The 18608-nt window shown below is 35.2% G+C and carries 17 protein-coding genes and 1 pseudogene; 2 read left to right on the top strand and 16 right to left on the bottom strand.

The window, feature by feature from the left end; genetic code table 11:
* Nucleotides 1-308 precede the first annotated feature (308 nt).
* The 5 genes and pseudogenes from JZO69_RS11225 to cysK all read right to left on the bottom strand — a co-directional run bounded on the left by JZO69_RS11225 (nucleotide 309) and on the right by cysK (nucleotide 4628).
* On the bottom strand, nucleotides 309-959 hold the full coding sequence (locus JZO69_RS11225) for a YczE/YyaS/YitT family protein (RefSeq protein WP_347401589.1): 651 nt from the start codon (nucleotides 957-959) through the stop codon (nucleotides 309-311).
* A gap of 122 nt (nucleotides 960-1081) precedes the next feature.
* Nucleotides 1082-2431 carry an NADH oxidase gene (locus JZO69_RS11230; RefSeq protein WP_207112966.1) on the bottom strand — a complete coding sequence of 450 codons (1350 nt, stop codon included), beginning with the start codon at nucleotides 2429-2431 and terminating at the stop codon, nucleotides 1082-1084.
* Between the two features lie 254 nt (nucleotides 2432-2685).
* Nucleotides 2686-3066 carry a RidA family protein gene (locus tag JZO69_RS11235; protein WP_207112967.1) on the bottom strand — a complete coding sequence of 127 codons (381 nt, stop codon included), beginning with the start codon at nucleotides 3064-3066 and terminating at the stop codon, nucleotides 2686-2688.
* Between the two features lie 13 nt (nucleotides 3067-3079).
* A complete protein-coding gene (gene perR / locus JZO69_RS11240; RefSeq protein WP_207112968.1) occupies nucleotides 3080-3517 on the bottom strand; it encodes a Fur family transcriptional regulator in 438 nt (145 codons plus the stop codon).
* A gap of 191 nt (nucleotides 3518-3708) precedes the next feature.
* Nucleotides 3709-4628: pseudogene (gene cysK / locus JZO69_RS11245) on the bottom strand (cysteine synthase A).
* 442 nt (nucleotides 4629-5070) lie between these two features.
* On the opposite strand from cysK, the gene JZO69_RS11250 reads away from it, so the two are divergent.
* Nucleotides 5071-6066 carry a 4-hydroxy-3-methylbut-2-enyl diphosphate reductase gene (locus JZO69_RS11250; protein ID WP_207112969.1) on the top strand — a complete coding sequence of 332 codons (996 nt, stop codon included), beginning with the start codon at nucleotides 5071-5073 and terminating at the stop codon, nucleotides 6064-6066.
* Nucleotides 6067-6127: 61 nt separating this feature from the next.
* Here the strand turns inward: JZO69_RS11250 and JZO69_RS11255 are convergent, their stop codons facing one another.
* From JZO69_RS11255 to JZO69_RS11265, 3 genes are all read right to left on the bottom strand, one after another.
* The gene (locus JZO69_RS11255) at nucleotides 6128-6976 is read right to left on the bottom strand and encodes a glucosaminidase domain-containing protein (RefSeq protein WP_207112970.1); all 849 of its coding nucleotides are present in this window, start codon (nucleotides 6974-6976) and stop codon (nucleotides 6128-6130) included.
* A 317-nt stretch (nucleotides 6977-7293) separates the two neighbouring features.
* Nucleotides 7294-9288 carry a transketolase gene (gene tkt / locus JZO69_RS11260; protein WP_207112971.1) on the bottom strand — a complete coding sequence of 665 codons (1995 nt, stop codon included), beginning with the start codon at nucleotides 9286-9288 and terminating at the stop codon, nucleotides 7294-7296.
* Between the two features lie 98 nt (nucleotides 9289-9386).
* A complete protein-coding gene (locus JZO69_RS11265; RefSeq protein ID WP_207112972.1) occupies nucleotides 9387-9629 on the bottom strand; it encodes a DUF896 family protein in 243 nt (80 codons plus the stop codon).
* Nucleotides 9630-9944: 315 nt separating this feature from the next.
* Between JZO69_RS11265 and lexA the strand changes: the two genes are divergently transcribed.
* Nucleotides 9945-10613 (top strand): transcriptional repressor LexA, encoded by a 669-nt coding sequence (lexA, locus tag JZO69_RS11270; protein WP_242586745.1) that lies wholly within the window; start codon nucleotides 9945-9947, stop codon nucleotides 10611-10613.
* Nucleotides 10614-10808: 195 nt separating this feature from the next.
* Here lexA and JZO69_RS11275 read toward each other — a convergent pair whose 3' ends face one another.
* From JZO69_RS11275 to JZO69_RS11310, 8 genes are all read right to left on the bottom strand, one after another.
* Nucleotides 10809-11309 (bottom strand): dihydrofolate reductase, encoded by a 501-nt coding sequence (locus JZO69_RS11275; RefSeq protein WP_207112974.1) that lies wholly within the window; start codon nucleotides 11307-11309, stop codon nucleotides 10809-10811.
* Between the two features lie 18 nt (nucleotides 11310-11327).
* Nucleotides 11328-12275, bottom strand: coding sequence for a thymidylate synthase (locus JZO69_RS11280; RefSeq protein ID WP_207112975.1), 948 nt, complete (start codon nucleotides 12273-12275; stop codon nucleotides 11328-11330).
* A gap of 12 nt (nucleotides 12276-12287) precedes the next feature.
* A complete protein-coding gene (locus JZO69_RS11285; RefSeq protein ID WP_207112976.1) occupies nucleotides 12288-14174 on the bottom strand; it encodes an ABC-F family ATP-binding cassette domain-containing protein in 1887 nt (628 codons plus the stop codon).
* A gap of 56 nt (nucleotides 14175-14230) precedes the next feature.
* Nucleotides 14231-16294, bottom strand: a complete 2064-nt coding sequence (locus JZO69_RS11290; RefSeq protein WP_207112977.1) for a cation:proton antiporter — start codon at nucleotides 16292-16294, stop codon at nucleotides 14231-14233.
* A gap of 18 nt (nucleotides 16295-16312) precedes the next feature.
* Nucleotides 16313-16591 (bottom strand): hypothetical protein, encoded by a 279-nt coding sequence (locus JZO69_RS11295; RefSeq protein ID WP_347401590.1) that lies wholly within the window; start codon nucleotides 16589-16591, stop codon nucleotides 16313-16315.
* 193 nt (nucleotides 16592-16784) lie between these two features.
* Complete coding sequence (locus tag JZO69_RS11300; RefSeq protein ID WP_207112978.1) at nucleotides 16785-17279, bottom strand: hypothetical protein; 495 nt, start codon at nucleotides 17277-17279, stop codon at nucleotides 16785-16787.
* An 18-nt stretch (nucleotides 17280-17297) separates the two neighbouring features.
* The gene (locus tag JZO69_RS11305; RefSeq protein WP_207112979.1) at nucleotides 17298-17489 is read right to left on the bottom strand and encodes a hypothetical protein; all 192 of its coding nucleotides are present in this window, start codon (nucleotides 17487-17489) and stop codon (nucleotides 17298-17300) included.
* A gap of 210 nt (nucleotides 17490-17699) precedes the next feature.
* A complete protein-coding gene (locus tag JZO69_RS11310) occupies nucleotides 17700-18548 on the bottom strand; it encodes a DegV family protein (RefSeq protein WP_207112980.1) in 849 nt (282 codons plus the stop codon).
* Between the last annotated feature and the right edge of the window lie 60 nt (nucleotides 18549-18608).

Consider the following 18608-nt stretch of genomic DNA (forward strand, 5'->3'; position numbering starts at 1 on the left):
ACCTTAGGATTTTATAACCTTTATAATATTTTTGGAAATAATACGAATCAGAAAAACTAATTTTATTTTAATAAAATAATTAAAACACATGTTTCGGAAAGAAAAAAACGGTAAATAACGTTGTATTAACAACGTTTTAAAACCTTGTATATACTATATTATATTTTAGTCGTATTATACAGATAATAATAAGATTTCTTCGAAATGAAGGTAATCGCTTTCATTTTTTTGTTTGATTCATAAATTAAAAATAAAAAGAAAAGCTAACACAAAATGATTAGCTTTTCTTTTTGAAATTATCAAAAATTTTAATTATCTACTTTCTTTTTAATACTTTTTTCAATTATTGGTACACTTGCTTTTTTATTCCAAAAATCAATTAATGGTCCTGTAAAAAATGCGTTGATGACCGTTCCAATCCCGACCGGTCCCCCGAAAATAAATGCTAGTACTACAAAAAAGATATCTTGTATCACTCTTACTACCCGATACTTAGCCTGAGTCCGATCCACTATAATTGGAGCAATTGCATCATAAGGAGCATTACCTAACTTTGCTGACATATAAAACGATGCACCAAATGTAAAGATCAATATGCCAAAAACTAGCAAAATTCCTTGGGTAAAGAGCGTAATTTTAATTGTAAAAAATGTCGCATAGAGCCACGTATAAAAATCAATAAAAAATCCTGTAAGCACCATATTTATTAGTGTTCCAATTCCAATATACTTTTTCCCAAAAATAAAAACTAATACTAAGATAATAATATTGATTATTAGTTGATAGACACCTAATGACAGACCTAAAACCTCTCCAATACCAATATTTGCCGCAGTATAAGGATCTAAGCCAACCTTACCTACTCGTAAAGTAGCTGCTCCAAACGATAAAATAGCAACCCCTAATAATGCATATAAAGAACGTATCAAAATTTCTTTATTTTTTTTATTCTTTTCCACTACATTGCACCCTTTCATTACTTACATACTTAGAATCTCAAAAAAAGGCTAAAAATGCAAAGATCCTACATCAATTTAAGGTAAAAAATAGAATGGAAGAATATTCCATTCTATTTTTTTTATTAATTTTTAGCAATATCCTTTAAAGCTGCTTGTGCTAATAAATTCAAGTAATTCCAAGGACGATCAAAATGTGGCTGGAAGAAGAAATCTGACAAAGCAAGATCTTCGACAGTCATGTTATTTTGAACAGCTAATGATAATGTATTAGCTGATTGAGTAATATCGTATTTAGACATTAGTTGTCCACCTACAATACGGTTTGATCCTTTTTCATAAACCAATTCCATCATTACATTTTCTGTAGTCGGCATAAATTCTGGCCGATAGTTATCCTCGAATTGGGTTGCTTCCACATCTAGGTTGTTCATTTTTGCACTTTCTAAGGTAACACCTGTTGAACCAATTTTCCAGCCAAATAAATATAGACCAGAAGTTCCTTGCGTTCCGCGATAAGCTAGTTTTTCTTCTGCCAAATTATAACCCACCAACATGCCTTGACGAACAGCATTTGTTGCAAGTGGAATGTAATTAGTCGTATTACTTGGATTATAGTGTACAACTGCACTATCACCTGCAGCAAGAATATCTGGATTACTTGATCTCATATACTTATCAACTACAATAGCGCCATTTGGCAGCATATCGACTTTATCTTTAAGTAATGTTGTATTTGGACTAAATCCAACGCACATAATAACCATATCAGCTTCAAATTCTTGACTAGGAGTAATTACTTTATTCACATATCCGCTTGCGTCAGCTCGGAATTCTTGAACATTTTCGCCTAATGCCAATGTCACACCACGGTCTACAAGTTCTTTTTCTAAAACGTCTGTGAATGGTTTGTCTAAATATTTATTTAAAATACGATCTAAACCATCGATCAACGTAACGTCTTTACCAGATTCTACAAACGCTTCTACTAATTCGATTCCGATATATCCGCCGCCTACAACGACAACTTTTTTGGCATCCTTAGCACGTTCAATAATCACATTTGCCTGATTAAAGTTTTTACATAATAAAATATTTTCAGCTTCGATTCCTTTGATTGGTGGAATGATTGGCCATGAACCAGTTGTCATAACTAATTTATCGTATGAAACGGTTTCTTCAATACCTGTTTGTAAATCTTTTGCAGTGACTGTTTTATGATCAACATCGATAGTTTCGACTTCATGTTCCATTTTGACTGTAGCACCTAGAGACGCTAGTTCTTCAGGACTTGAATAGAATAAACTGCCAGCCTCCTTCACTACTCCTCCAACATATAGCGCAATACCGCAAGATAAAAATGATACATTATCATTTCGTTCATAAACGGTTACCTCCGCGTTTGGGTGATTTGTTAAAATACTTTTGACTGCAGCTGTTCCTGCATGCGTACATCCTACGACTACGACTTTCATTTTGTAAATCCCTTCTTTCAAGTTAAATTTTTCACCAAGGGAACTATTATAAATCCATTGGTATACTAGAAATATAACAAAGCGAAAGGCCATATTCGAGTTCTTTGCTTGTGAATCTAAAAGATATTTTTTCACAAACTTCTCTATTTTTAACTATTTTTTCATCTGAAAATTAGTTTAACAAACTGAAAATACTGTTATTGCAACAAAAAAAGTTGAGAAAACTTAGTTTCTCAACTTGTGAAAACAAGGTGCTATTCATTTATTTCAGCTATAATTTCTATTTCAACAAGAACATCTTTAGGTAAGCGGGCTACTTCTACAGCCGAACGAGCTGGCAATTGACTCGTAAACGCTCCTGCATAAACTTCATTAAAAGCTACAAAATCGTTCATATTCTGTAAAAAACACGTTGTTTTTACAATATGATCAAAATCGCTTCCAGCTTCTTCTAAAATTGCTGAAATATTTTTCAAGACTTGCTTTGTTTGTTCTTCTATCGTTGTACCAACAACTTCTCCCGTTTCAGGATTCAAAGGAACTTGACCTGAAGCAAATAATAAACCATTCACAATATTGGCTTGTACATAAGGACCGATTGCTTTAGGTGCTTTATCTGTATGAATTGATTTCATTTTCTCACTCATTTCATTTTTTTTCAGCATTTTGACATTCTGGACATAGCCCATATAATTCTAATCTGTGTTCATTGATTTCAAAACCTGTCAATTTGCTCGCAGCCATTTCCACATCTTCCAAACCTGGATAATGAAAATCAACGATTTTACCACAATTTTGACAAATTGCATGGTAATGTTTTTTTGAACTGAAATCAAAACGACTAGATGCATCGCCGTAATTCATTTCTTGAACAAATCCAATATCAGTAAACAAACGTAAGTTGTTATAAACAGTTGCCACGCTCATATTAGGAAATCGATCTTCCAGCGAACGATATATTTCATCAGCAGTCGGATGGCTATGATTCTCAATTAGATATTCTAAGATCGCATATCTTTGAGGAGTAATACGAATATTGGCTTCTTTTAATTCTTCTAGTGCATTTTTTACCAATATATTGTCCATTTGTTTCCCCTCCCAGTCTCTCTTTCTTAAATGATACTATTTCTAAACTATCTTGACAAGAATAATTGAACAATAATGTACAGTTTATCTTGATTTTTTTTTAGAATAAAGTAGTATTGCATACTTTTTGACTAACTATGTACACCTATTATAAAAAGGAAGTAAAAAAACTTCCTTTTTATTGTGAAAATTTATTCAGGGAAATTGTAAAGTACTGTTGAAAGATATCGTTCCCCATTATCAGGTATAACTGTTAAAACTTTTTTACCTGGACCTAATTCTTTGGCTAATTCAATTGCAGCATTTACGGCAGCTCCTGCAGAAATACCAACTAATAAACCTTCCTTAGCTGCTAGTTGACGAGCAGTTTTCATCGCATCTTCACTAGGTACTGCCATCACTTTTCCATAGATTTCTCCTTTGGAATGAAGCCTGCACCGATCCCTTGGATTTTATGTGGTCCTGGTTGCCCACCTTCTAAAACAGGTGATTCCGTTGGTTCTACTGCAACAATTGAGATTTTTGGGTACACTCTTTTCAATTCCTTACCAACACCAGTGATCGTCCCACCAGTACCTACTCCAGCTACAAATGCGTCCAAACCAGCAGGACCAAAAACATCTTGAATTTCTTTTCCAGTAGTTTTTTCGTGCGCTTCTGGATTGGCAGGATTGTCAAACTGCATCGGCATAAAATAACCATCTTTCTCGGATAGTTCTGATGCTTTGGCAATTGCCCCTTTCATCCCCTCTGATCCAGGTGTCAACAATAGTTCTGCACCATATGCCTGCATCAATTTTCTCCGTTCAACGCTCATTGTATCAGGCATGACAATCACAACTTTGTATCCTTTTGCTGCACCAACCATCGCTAATCCAATACCAGTGTTGCCACTTGTTGGTTCTACAATTGTATCTCCGGCTTTGAGATGTCCAGATTTTTCAGCTTTTTCGATCATACTTAATGCGATTCGATCTTTTACGCTTCCTCCTGGATTAAAAAATTCAAGTTTTACAAAAATATCTGCCGCTCCATCAGGAACTATCTTTCCTAGTTTTACAATAGGTGTCTTTCCTATTAATTCGGTAACTGAATTAAAAATTTGAGTCATGATCCATTCCTCCATTTTTGTATTCAAATATATGAAAACTTTCTTGTGTTTATAATAGCTTATATCAACTTATCTGGCTATCATTTTGCTGTTGACATCAAAAGATGAGCTGAATATAAAAGTTAAATTTCCTCCAGTTTAAACTTTGTCCGCTTCTAATTAGTGCGTCTTTTTTTCTTAACAAACTGAATGCATCTGGTAAATATAAAGAATTCGCAGACTCTTACTTTCTGAAAAAATCCGCCAATCCTCTACTCCGTTTAATTAGTTGTTATGTTATAATTAGTTACTGAAAAGTTCGTGTTATTGAAAAATATTAATAAAAATATACATAACATTTCTACATCATCGTTTAGGAGCCTTAACTTAAAATTAATAAACGTATTGTATAATAGAGAACAAAGAAACATTTAAAAATGATTAAATAGGAGTTAATTCATTTATGAAAATTATAAATATTAGCCCACGCGGCTATTGTTATGGTGTTGTTGATGCAATGGTGATTGCAAGAAATGCATCTCTTGATGAAAATTTACCTCGTCCTATCTATATTTTAGGGATGATCGTTCATAATAAACACGTAACTGATGCGTTTGAAAGTATAGGAATACACACATTAGATGGAGAAAACCGTGAAGAAATTTTAGCTAAAGTTACTCAAGGAACTGTTATTTTTTCAGCACATGGTACTTCACCCAAAGTAAAAGAACTAGCAATAAAAAAAGGCTTAACTGTGATTGATGCAACTTGTCCAGACGTTATGATTACTCACGAGCTGATTGCTGAAAAAGTGACAGAAGGCTATGAAGTGATTTATATCGGTAAGAAAAACCATCCTGAACCAGAAGGAGCACTTGGGGTTTCACCAGAACATGTGCATTTAGTCTCAAATCAAACCGATATCCTTGATTTAGAACTACATACCGATAAAATTTTTGTGACAAATCAAACAACCATGAGCCAATGGGATGTTAGTGATTTGATGGATTCTATTCAGGGAAAATATCCTCTTGTCCATATCCACAAAGATATTTGTAAAGCTACACAAGTGCGCCAAGAGGCAGTCGTACAACAGGCTAAAGGTTGTGATTTAACGATTGTAGTGGGTGATCCAAAAAGCAATAATAGCAATCGGCTAGCTCAAGTGTCTATTGAGCAAGCAGGTGTCCCAGCTCATCGAATCTCAGATGTTTCTCAACTTGATCCTAACTGGTTAACAAATATTAAACAAATTGCTGTAACTGCCGGTGCATCAACTCCTACTCAGATTGTACGAGAAGTCATCGAACACTTAAAACAGTATGACATCAATGATCCTGGAACGTATAAAGGAAAGTCAACTACAACTCCAGAAGCAATTCTGCCTAGACCAAGAATCAAAGATTTAACTAAAAATCGTCAACGACGTTTAGAAGAATTACGATCTGGGAAAAGATAATAAAAAAATCGATCAACAAATTGTCTCTAAATGGACTATTCGTTGATCGATTTTATTTTTTTTATGCGACTTGTAGTACTTGACCTACAGTAATTAGCTCAGCGGATAATCCGTTTGAAGCCATCAATTGGTCAACTGAAATGCCAAATCTTTCAGCTATTCCCCAAAGTGTATCGCCTGATGCAACTGTATAGGATTGAGCAGTTGCTGTTGAAGTTGCAGTACTTTGTCCAACAGTCTCAGTACCACTTGTTACTGTTGGTTCAGCGGTTCCCCAATCATAAGCTGTTAAACCATAAGTTGCAATCAACCAATTCAGTTTGCTAGCATAATTAGGATCTGTAGCATAACGGCCTGCTAAAGCTGCTGTAGCGTCTGTATAATTCGTAGTATTACTCTTCCATACACCAGAGTAATGATAATTCCCATTAGAAGCTAGCGTTGTTTTTAATACATTAGCATGGTCTTGAAATGATTCAGCATACGATGAATAACTTCTAAACGGTTCAGTCATCGTCACCCATTCCCCATTCAAATATTCTGACGTAGGCATGTAAACTGTTTGCCCACCATAGCTACCTTTTACTCCAAATAAATTATAATTTGGTGCAGCAGCTAAGCCAGATGTACCATAACTACTTTCTAATAATGCTTGAGCAATCATCACAGATGCATATAAATCGTTCGCACTAGCTACAGAAGCAGCTGAATATCCAATAGAATCAATAAATGCTTGTTGAGAAACAGCTCCTTGCTGATCAACTTCAGTTGCTTGAACGCCCATCGGCAAAATATTACCAACAACTGGAAGAAATACTAACGAAGTTCCTATTACAGAAGCAATTCGTTTACTATTACTTTTGTGTTCTTTTTGTTGATGCCTGCTGCTTCTTGTTTTATTCTCATTCATTCACTTGTTCCTCCTCAATAGAACATCATAATATCATTCTACTCGGGGATTTTTTTATAAACAATTATTTAGACCTAAAATGTGAAGTTTTAAAGTGGGTGTAATCCATCTGAAATTTTTGTTTTATTAATCACTTCGAATTTGTTTTAATCTTTTTACATAGAGTATGTTATTCGGATATTTATTTTATCTCTAATCCTTTCAGGTCTATATTATTAAAATTAATTTAATGAAAATAATAAATATTTCCATTATTACAAAAATATTACATAAAAAAAATAAAAACAGATGGGAAAACCCCATCTGTTTTTTTGATTTTATAAGTTATTGTATTTTGAAACAACGTTATCAACTGTAAAACCAAATTCTTTCAACACTAAATCGCCAGGAGCTGAAGCACCAAAGTGATTAATCGTTACTGTAGTACCAGCAGTACCTACATAACGTTCCCAACCAAATGGTGAAGCAGCTTCAACAGCCACACGTTTTACTACATCTTTTGGTAAAACTGACTCTTTATATTCTTCTGTTTGCTTTTCAAACAAGTCAAAACTTGGCATTGAAACGACAGAAACGTCTTTTCCTTGTTCAGCCAATGCTTTTTGAGCTTCGATTGCTAAGTTCACTTCAGAACCAGTAGCAATCAGGATTCCTTCAGGTTTAGCACCCTTTTGCGAAGAAATTACATAAGCGCCTTTTTGAACAAATTCACTTGCTTTTTCTTTTGTTCCTTCGATCACTGGTAAGTTTTGACGGCTCAAAACTAAAACAGTCGGTGCATCTTTTGTCGTCATTGCGATTTTCCAAGCTGCCACTGTCTCATTACCATCTGCTGGACGTAAAACCTGCACACCTGGCATGCAGCGAATACTTGCTAGTTGTTCAACTGGTTCATGTGTTGGTCCATCTTCTCCAACAGCAACTGAATCATGTGTCAATACATAAGTTACTGGTGTATTTTGAATTGCAGCTAAACGAACAGCTGGACGTAAATAGTCAGTAAATACAAAGAATGTTCCGCCATACACACGGCTTCCCCCATGTAATTGAATCCCGTTCATTGCAGCGGCCATTGCAAACTCACGAACACCAAACCAAATGTTGCGACCTTCATATTGACCTGGTTCAAAATCTTTTTCAGATGCAACCATTGTATTATTTGAAGCAGACAAGTCAGCAGATCCGCCCCAAAAACTAGGTACAGCTTTTGAAATAGCTTGAATCGTTTCTTTACTAGTTACACGACTAGCTGCACTTGATCCCACTTCATAGGTTGGTAATTCACTATCCCAGTTCTCAGGAAGCTCATCTGAAAATGCTTGTTTAAATTGTTTAGCTAACTCAGGATGTTCTTTTGTATAGTTCTCGAACATGTTGTTCCATTTATTTTCTGCTGCTTCGCCTTCTTCAACCATTGTCTCTTTAAAGCGAGTAGCTACTTCTTCTGGAACCGTGAAATCAGGATATTCCCAGCCATAAACAGCTTTAGCGGCTGTAATTCCTTCTGCTCCGATTGGTGCACCATGCACTGAAGAAGTTCCTTCTTTTGGTGCGCCATAACCAATTACAGTTTTCACTTCAATCAAAGTTGGTTTGTCTGACTCAGCTTTAGCAGCTTCAATAGCTTTCGAAATAGCTTCCAAATCATTGCCATCTTTAACTAAAATATGTTGCCAACCATATGCTTCATAGCGGGCGCCAACATTTTCTGTGAAGGCTTTTGATGTTGGTCCATCTAAAGAGATGTCATTTGAATCGTATAACACGATCAATTTACCTAATTTCATATGTCCAGCCATAGAACTTGCTTCTTGAGAAACACCCTCCATCAAATCACCATCGCCACATAGAGCATACGTATAATGGTCGATCACAGGGAAGCTGTCACGATTATAAGTCGCTGCTGTATGTGCTTCAGCCATAGCCATACCTACAGCCATAGCGATACCTTGACCTAAAGGACCAGTTGTTGCTTCAACACCATCTGTATGATGCACTTCTGGGTGTCCAGGTGTTTTGCTATTCCATTGACGGAAGCTTTTCAAATCATCTATTGTGACATTGTAGCCAGCTAAGTGAAGTAAACTATAAAGCATTGCTGAACCATGACCTGCTGAAAGAATAAAACGATCTCTATCTGCCCAATTTGTTGATGTTTTAGGGTTTACTTTTAAATGTTTTGTCCAAAGTGCATAAGCCATAGGTGCAGCACCCATTGGTAATCCAGGATGTCCTGAGTTTGCTTTTTGTACTGCTTCGATACTCAATGTGCGAATTGTATTAACGCCTAACTGATCCGTGTTGTCGAACAAAAAAATCATCTCCTATTTAGGTTTTTTTTACCTTTATTAACTATATTTTAGCGTATTTCCTTTATGAAAGCAATTACTTTTAGTAAAAAAAACTAAAATTATTTTCTATTGTGTAATCCTTTAGCCTTTTGGATCTCTTTCAATTTTTCAGGCGTTACATCATTTCCTTTAGGATCAACAACTTTCATCCCTTCTATATGATGACGCATACCTCCCCGGAAAGCAGCTAGATATTCTTGACGAAGTACTTTTTGTTCTTCTTTTTCTTTCTCAGACAATCCGCTGTCCTTTGCCTTTTTAGCAAGTTCATTGATTCGTTTCATTTTTTCTGACGATAACATGTTTTTGCCTCCTTAATATAAAAACATAGTGGGCTTGTCCATCGCTGTCATGAAAATAGGGAAATAAGTTTGTGACACGTTTTCTCACAAGTCTATTTTTATCTTTTCTCTGATGAGCTAGCACACTAGCAAGACAAGTTTACTTTCCATGTCTATCTTATAAGATGAGCAGGAAAAATACAACCATATTCACGATAAAAATGAGGAACAACACCTCTTATTTACAGAATGTAACGTTAAACACAGCTATTTTTTCCCGAAAATATGCATGATTTACTTTTTTCAAAAAAACACGAACGCTTGTTTGATTCCTGTATGAAACTATGGTACACTAAAATTATAAATCGAAAGAAGGTGCGGGTTGTGGTGAAACGTACAGACACAAGACAAATCGAAGTATTAAAATATATATATGAACAAGTTGAGCTTAAAGGCTATCCACCAACCGTGAGAGAGATTGGAAAAGCAGTTGATCTTTCTTCAACCTCTACTGTCCATGGACATTTAGCGCGTTTAGAAAAAAAAGGCTTGATTTTACGTGACCCTACAAAGCCAAGAGCAATTGAATTAACTGCTGATGGTTTGGAAACAATTGGTGTCAAGCCATCAGTCATTCCAATGCTTGGTGTTGTTACAGCTGGTGAACCTATTTTAGCTGTAGAAGAAGCTTCTGACTTTTTCCCTGTTCCGCCAGATTTACAGACAGAAGAAAATGCTTTATTCATGCTGACTATTAGAGGAGAAAGTATGATCAATGCAGGGATTTTAGATGGCGATCAAGTCATCGTTCGTAAACAAAGTGCTGCTTCTAATGGTGATATCGTTATTGCTATGACAGATGAAGACGAAGCGACTTGCAAGCGATTCTTTAAAGAGTCAGATCATATTCGTTTACAGCCAGAAAATGATGCATTAGACCCAATTATTTTGAATAATGTAAGCATTTTGGGCAAAGTTGTTGGATTATATCGCAATCATATTTAGGTAATAAGAAAAACCATGCTGGAATAAGTATGGTTTTTTGCTCTATCCATATCTTAAGAGAAACAGAGTAACTTTTATCGAAAATGACACTTCCTACCACCCTTCTCCTTTCCTCTTTAATCTCCAAAAAAACTTATGAAAGAATTCATTCAGGCTAAAATCTGAATAAATTCAATTCATAAGTTCAAGTGTCAGTTATTCAGAGGCTACTTTACGTTGATAGGTTTCAAATTGATACGCGTAATTATTTTCTTCATCCTGGACCCCGTCGCTTAAATTGATCAATGTCCAATCATCCCAAGAAACAGTCGGAAATTTGGTATCTCCAACGAATGTATGATGAATAACCGTACGATATAACACATCACAATATGGCAGGAAATCTTCATATACTGCTGATCCACCAGCAATAAAGGTAATTCCAGAGAATGTCTTCGCATAATCAAGTACGTCCTCTATAGCGTGAAGTACGATGACTCCTTTTGCAGAATACTCTTTGTCTCTAGTTATGACAATTGTTTGTCGATTTGGCAATGGACGGCTCCCCATGCCTTCAAAAGTCTTTCTTCCCATAACGATCGTGTTATCTTCAGTCATTTGTTTAAAAAATTTCAAATCATTCGGCAAATGCCAAGGTAAACGATTTTCTTTACCGATTGTCCCTTGTTCATCTTGTGCCCATATGGCTGCTAGCATGGAGGAACTCCTTTCAAATTAAACGGCGATTGGCGCCTTGATTGCTGGATGTGGATCATATCCTTCAATAACGATATCTTCCATTTCAAAATCGAAAACAGATTGTTTTTCCTGATTCAATTTTAAATTCGGAAATGAACGAATGTCTCTTGTAAGTTGTTCGTTCATTTGGTCGACATGGTTTGTATATAAATGTGCATCCCCGATTGTGTGCACAAAATCTCCCACTTGCAAACCAGTTTCATGTGCAATCAAATGCGTCAATAACGCATAACTAGCAATGTTAAACGGAACTCCTAGAAAAACATCGCCACTTCGTTGATACAACTGGCAACTTAATTTACCATCATTTACATAAAATTGAAACATTGTATGACAAGGTGGTAAAGCCATAGAAGGGACATCTTCTGGATTCCAAGCCGAAACAATCAAGCGACGAGAATCTGGTGTTTTTTTGATCATGTCAATGACATTTTTTAATTGATCAATAAAATGACCTTCTTTTGTTTCCCAATGACGCCATTGCGCTCCATAAATATTACCTAACTCACCATATTTAACAGCAAAAGCCTCATCCGTCAAAATATTTTCGCAAAATTCTTTATGTTCTTTTTCATAGCTCGCTTTAAAAGCTTCATCTGCTAAGACGCGACGGCCAAAATCTGTCATGTCCGGACCATGGTAGTCTTCACTTTTGATATAACGCTCAAACGCCCATTCATCCCATATATGGTTGTTGTGTTGTAATAGGTAACGAATATTAGTATCTCCTTTTAAAAACCATAACAACTCACTTTTAATTAAACCAAATGGTACTCGCTTAGTCGTCAACAAAGGAAATCCTTCTGATAAATCAAAACGCATTTGGTGACCAAAAATACTGCGTGTACCAGTTCCTGTACGGTCTTCTTTCAAGTGACCTTCCTCTAAAATTTTGCGGCCTAATGCTAAATATGCTTCTTCCATAGTTGCTGCCTCCTAATTTTCTGCAAATTCACTCAAATATTCCCAGCGTTCCATTTTTTCTTCTAACTCTTGTTCAACAGCTGATAACTCCGTTTGAAGTTGCTGTAGTTTAGTAAAATCATCACCTTGATGATTCATCTCTTCTGTAAGCTGTGCTGTTCGTTCTTCAAGTTGCCCAATATCTGTTTCGATTGTTGCCCACTCTTTTTGTTCCATGTAAGTTAATTTTGTTTTTTCTTTTTTCTCAGATACCTTTATCGGTTTTGATTCGATTTTCGTTGGTTTTTTCTTCTGTTCTTTATTCTCAGTCAAATAATCACTCATCGATCCAAAATAAGTTGCAATCTGACCTTCTCCTTGAAAAACAAGTAGCTTGTCCATCGTCTTGTCGAGAAAATATCGGTCATGTGAAACGGCGATTACCGCCCCTTTGAATGTTTGAATATAATCTTCCAAAATTGTCAACGTATCAATGTCCAAGTCATTTGTCGGCTCGTCCAATAATAACACATTTGGCTGACTGATCAACAGTTTTAATAGATACAAACGACGTTTCTCTCCACCGGAAAGCTTACCGATGACAGTTCCATGCATAAAACGTGGGAAAAGAAATCGCTCCAATAATTCAGCAACACCTATACTTGTCCCATCATTTCGTTGGACTTGTTCAGCTGCTTCTTGCAGGTAAGAAATCATTCGTTGGTTTGAATCCATCGCTTCATTTTGCTGTGTATAATAAGCCAAGCGTACTGTCTCGCCAATTGAATAAATTCCGCTATCTAAGCTCAGACGACCAGCCAAGATATTCAGCAATGTAGATTTCCCTGCACCATTTTTCCCAGTAATTCCGATTCTGTCTTTTGCTTGAATTAGAAGATCAAATGCATTTAAAATTGTTTTATGTTCGATCTGGTAGTTTCCATCTTTGATTTCTAATACTTTTTTCCCTAGTCTTTGTGTAGCTACATCTATCTCTAATTGACTTTTTTGATTCACTTGATGAAGATTTTCTTTAAGATCATAAAATCTATCTTGACGTGCTTGTTGTTTCGTCCCTCGTGCTTGTACACCTGCACGCATCCACTCAAGTTCTTGTTTATAAAATTGCTTTCTTTTATCTTCTTGCTCAAGTTCAACGCGTTCACGTTCTGCTTTGGCTACGATATATGCTTCATAGTTTCCTTTGTATTCATGCAATTTACCAAAAGATAATTCAAAAATACGATTTGCCACCCGATCTAGAAAATATCGGTCATGTGTAACCATTAAAATTGCACCATGATATCCGTTTAAAAAGCCTTCAAGCCAACTAATGGCTTCATAGTCTAAATGGTTTGTCGGTTCATCTAATAGTAACAAATCAGGTGACTCAATCAATACTTGCGCTAAACTCACTCGCTTCTTTTGTCCACCAGATAATTCGCCGATTTTTTTATGCAATGTTTCAATTCCAAGTTTTTGTAAAATGATTTTTGCATCTGTATCTGCTGTCCAGGCATCTTCTTTATTCATACGTTCTTCCGCTTGAGCGTACTGTTTTTGAGCTGATTCACTACTTCCATCAGCAGCTAAAGCGAGCAATGCCAATTCGTAATTTTTAACTGCTTGAATAATCGGTGTATCTCCTTGGAATACTGCTTCAACAACGGTTAATTCTGAGTCGAATTCTTGGTTTTGAGAAAGGTAGCCTATTTGATAATCATTTGGTTGTTGAACAGCTTCAACATCCCCATCTCCGCTATCTTTGCCAGCAAGGATATTCAATAAACTCGTTTTACCAGTTCCATTTGTACCAATCAATCCAATTCGTTCTTTATCATGGATATGGAAAGAGATATGATCAAACAATGTTTTTTCTCCGTATGTTTTGGTTAATTCATTTACTTTTAATTCTTTCATATGCTCACGCCCTTTTCATCCTGCTTATTGTATCAAAAAAAAGCAAAAAAAAGAAGCTAGTTTTCTCGCTGAGCTTCTTTTTTTAGTTCTCTTGTTAATTTCCGCAACGGAATCGTACTAGAAACATCATTGATCGAATACGATTCTAGTAAGTTGACATTTTTTCGATATTCATTTGCTTCATAGGAAGATATTTTGTCAGCAAGCTCATATTCATCGATTATTCTGCGCTCTTCTTGATAACCAATCAATAGTTCTTTAACATAATTAGACTGAGAACGAACAATAAACGAATCAATAAATGTTCCATCTTCCAATCTGTGAGCAAACTGTAAACGTCCTTCAATAAAGAAACGAATGATCTCGTCGTCATATACCCCTTTTAAGTTATCCAAACTTTTCAAAATAACTTCTGTGTTTTGTAAAAATACTTGTCGAACGTTTTCTAATTCTTCTTTTTGAAATTCTCGTCGATTTTCTTCGTCTTTTCTAGCCCATGATAATTTAGGATGGACAAAAATAGCAATGATTTGGCGGACAAACAATAGCCAAAAGCCGATGATAGAAAGTAATTGTCTCGCAATCGAACGTTCCATTCTAGAAATCAGACGTTCATACAAGCGGTAACCTTCAATACCAATTTCTTTTTGACGAAAACTTTCTTCTAAGCCATCACGCTCAATCGAAACAATCAGCGCTCTTAACTCTTGGACTTCTTGCCGCTGTTCTGAGGGCAATTGCTCTGTGTACAATTCTTTTACACGATCTTGATAATTTTCAATCACTACATTCATTTCTACATGCGGATCTTCTTGATTGATCATTTTAAGACGTTCAATGACATCTTGAAGTAAGGTAATGCCTTGAATGTTCATACTTTCTGCTTCATCAGATTCAGTTAAAAAAGGCAAGACAAGGATACCACCTACTAAAGTAACTAAAATCACACAAGCCGTGATAAACAATAGCAACGATCGCTCAGGAAAATCTTGACCATTTACTGTTAAAGGCAAAATGAAAATTGTGGCTAAACTGACTGTTCCTTTAACTCCACCAAATGTTAAAATCAACATTTCATTCATAGATGACCAAAGATTTTTAATTCCGTTTTTCACACTGTAAATCAAGACAATTGATAAAAAACGCGCTACAAATAATGTCATACTTAAAATCAAAACAACGACCATCAAGAAACTGTTAGAATACGTTTGGCTATTCCAAATTGGTGAAAAAACTTGTGACAATTCAATCCCTAAAAATAGGAATACCAACGCATTCAAGGTAAAAGTAATTGTTCCCCAAGTACTTTCAGAAACACTTGAAAGTTCAGCTTCAAATAAAGAAACTTTTTTAAAACTAGCTGCTTGCATAACACCCGCGACAACTGCCGCTATGATTCCTGAGACGTGGAAAATTTCTGCAACCATGTAGGCCAAAAACGGCAACAACAATTCTAATAATAAATAACCGGTTACATCTCTTGCTGAAGCTTTTTCTAAGATCATTACAATTTGACGTTTGATCATCACTAAAAAAGCACCAACAATGGCTCCGCCAATACTCGAAACGATCAACATGATTCCAGCATCAGTAGCTGAAAAACTACCTGTCAATAAAGCTGCTAAAGCAAATTGAAAAGCAGTAACGCCAGAAGCATCATTGATCAATCCTTCTCCTTCTAAAATATGCATTGCTTTAGGCGGAATCTGAATTTTTCCAGATAAAGAACCGACAGCTACTGCATCTGTCGGTCCAAGCGCTGCCCCTAAGGCAAAACATGCTGCAATCGGAAGTGCAGGAATAACTATATGTAATGCCCAACCAACACTGACAAGTGTAATCAAAACACCGATAAAGGCGAGAAATAAAATTACGCTAAAATTTTTCATAGTAGCAGAAATGTCATTTCGTTCACCTTCACGAAATAACAAAGGTGCAATGATCATGACTAGGAATATTTCGGGTTCAAAAGTAATTTCGCGTCCGACATCAGTCAGCCCGATGATAACACCAACAATAATTTGAACGATTGGTAAAGGTATGATTGGTACTATTTTATTAAATACATTAGAAATAGTTATAGCAAGAATAAATACAATTATTAAATTAACAAACTCCATCTCGTATCCCCCTACTAATTATGGATTGATTTGTTTTCCTAAACATCGTAATAATTTTTCTTTTTTACAGGTTATTTTCTTTTCAATTAGTCCAAGTTCTTTTTGTTTTTCGCAAAGTTCCAATTGCGCACGACGTGCTTCTAAACGAAGTAACTCTGACTTGATTAGTTCGATTTTTTTGTAGTTTAAGAAGTTTCTCTTTTTTATATGGCGTTCCAACTCAGCTTTTTTTTCTGGAGGTAACTCTTTATATTTTTCTCTTAGTTCAGCAATTCGTTGGTCGATTTCTTTATTCACAACAATACTTCCTTTCAGAATTTCTCTGACACATTATAGCAAACTGTTTAAGAAATACCTACTAAAATTGACTATTATTTACAAAATTCTTTTATGAATTTAATTAGAACAATTTAAACCCCAATAAAAAGCGAAAACAAAGTGTTTCATCAGCCTTTGCTCTCGCCTATTTTTTTATTTTTCTTCTTAGAATTCAGCCTGTTTTGGAATTTTCATCATCTACTAAAATACTGATTTCAGCGTCTTCATTCAATCGTTCAGAAAGAAAAGTCAACAAATCTTCTAAAGGTATTGAAAACTTCATCATAGGTCCTCTGCGGTCATTTTTGAAGTAATTTAATCGAATTTCTTTTTTCTTGATTAATAATGCCATTTTCTCTACGTCTTGATACATGACACCATTTTTATCAAAAGGACCCAAAATCAGCCGATCATCTGCTAGACCTTTCGTATCAAGTAAAAAACTCAAAATAAGTAAAACGGAAAGAAGTCCACGAATCCGTTGATCGATCGTTTGTTCAGAAAATAGCGTAGCAGTCAGCAGTATCAAGCTACAGCTAATGACAAAGATATAAAAAAAACTTCTTTTCCTACTTTTAATCAATACACTTTTTCTTACTAAACTCAAGTAAATATACATTATTATCACAAAAACAGCTAGTAGTACCGTAAAAAAATCTATAGCCAAAATGCGCTCCTTTTATCTCTATTCTTTTTTATTTAATTCCGTCAATTGCTGATTAATTTTCTTTATTTTATCCTTACAGGCTAATATATCACGAATCATCTGATCTCTCTTATCACCGAGCGGCAAGCGATTAACAACTTGGTAATATGCTGCGAGTAGTTGAACTTGTTTCATTTTTTCTTTTTGTAAACGTTCTTCAAATAGATTCATCCACTCGCCCTCCTTTTTTCTTTAAGTATACCTTACTTTTAAAGGAAAATGACTATTGAATCGTTATTTTTAATCGATTATCAATAAAAAAAGTATGATTTATTTGTTATTGTAACATACTATTTATCTTTAGTTGAGCTATAAGGATAAAATAAAAGATGAAACAAAACTAAAACAGCTTTGTTTCATCTCCATTTATTCATGCTAAAATTATTGGGCTGAAATACAAATACCGATTGCTTTCTCACCTAAATGAGTGCCAATAACAGGTCCAAAATGACCAATTTCAACAATTGCATCTGGATATTGTTCCATTAGCTTAGCTTTTTCTTCTTCTGCAACAGCTAAGTTATTCGCATGGATCACGTATAATTTGACTGGTCGATCAATTTCTTTATCTCGTTTACCGATTATTTCTTCTGCACGAGCAAATGCTTTTTTAGTCGAACGAATTTTTTCAAATAAAACAATTTTTCCATCTTCAAAAGTCAAGATAGGTTTGATTTTCAGCAAGCCAGCAATTAATGCTGCGCCATTCGTCAATCGTCCTCCACGTACTAAATTATTTAAATCATCAACGATTAAATAAGCATAAGTGTTATCTCTGATAATATCTAATTTAGTAAAAATCTCTTCTAAACTAGCATTTTCTTTAACTAAGTCTAATGCTGCTTCTACCATATGTCCCATTGGTACGCTAGTTATTTTCGAGTCGTATGGGTAAAGCGTCACACCTTTTATCGAATCTGTTAAAGAAAATAAGGTATTAACAAATCCCGAAATACCAGATGATAGGTGAATACTGATAATCGTATCATATCCTTTATCTCCGATTTCTTTATACAGCTCGATAACCTCACCTAATGCAGGTTGAGAAGTCGTCGGAAACTCGTTACTATTATTCAACAAGCTGTAATATTCATCAGCTTCGATATCGATTCCTTCATTATATATCTTACCATCTAAAATAACAGGGATGGGGATAACAAATAGATTGGGCGAATTTTTGATTCGCTCAGGTAAATAAGCTGTACTATCTGTCACAATAGCAATTTTCATTTTGTAACCTCGTTTCACTAATTTTACACGGCATAATAAATATAGCATAAATCAATGCAT

The organism is Candidatus Enterococcus ikei (genome assembly GCF_017316105.1).
GTDB classification, from domain to species: domain Bacteria; phylum Bacillota; class Bacilli; order Lactobacillales; family Enterococcaceae; genus Enterococcus_L; species Enterococcus_L ikei.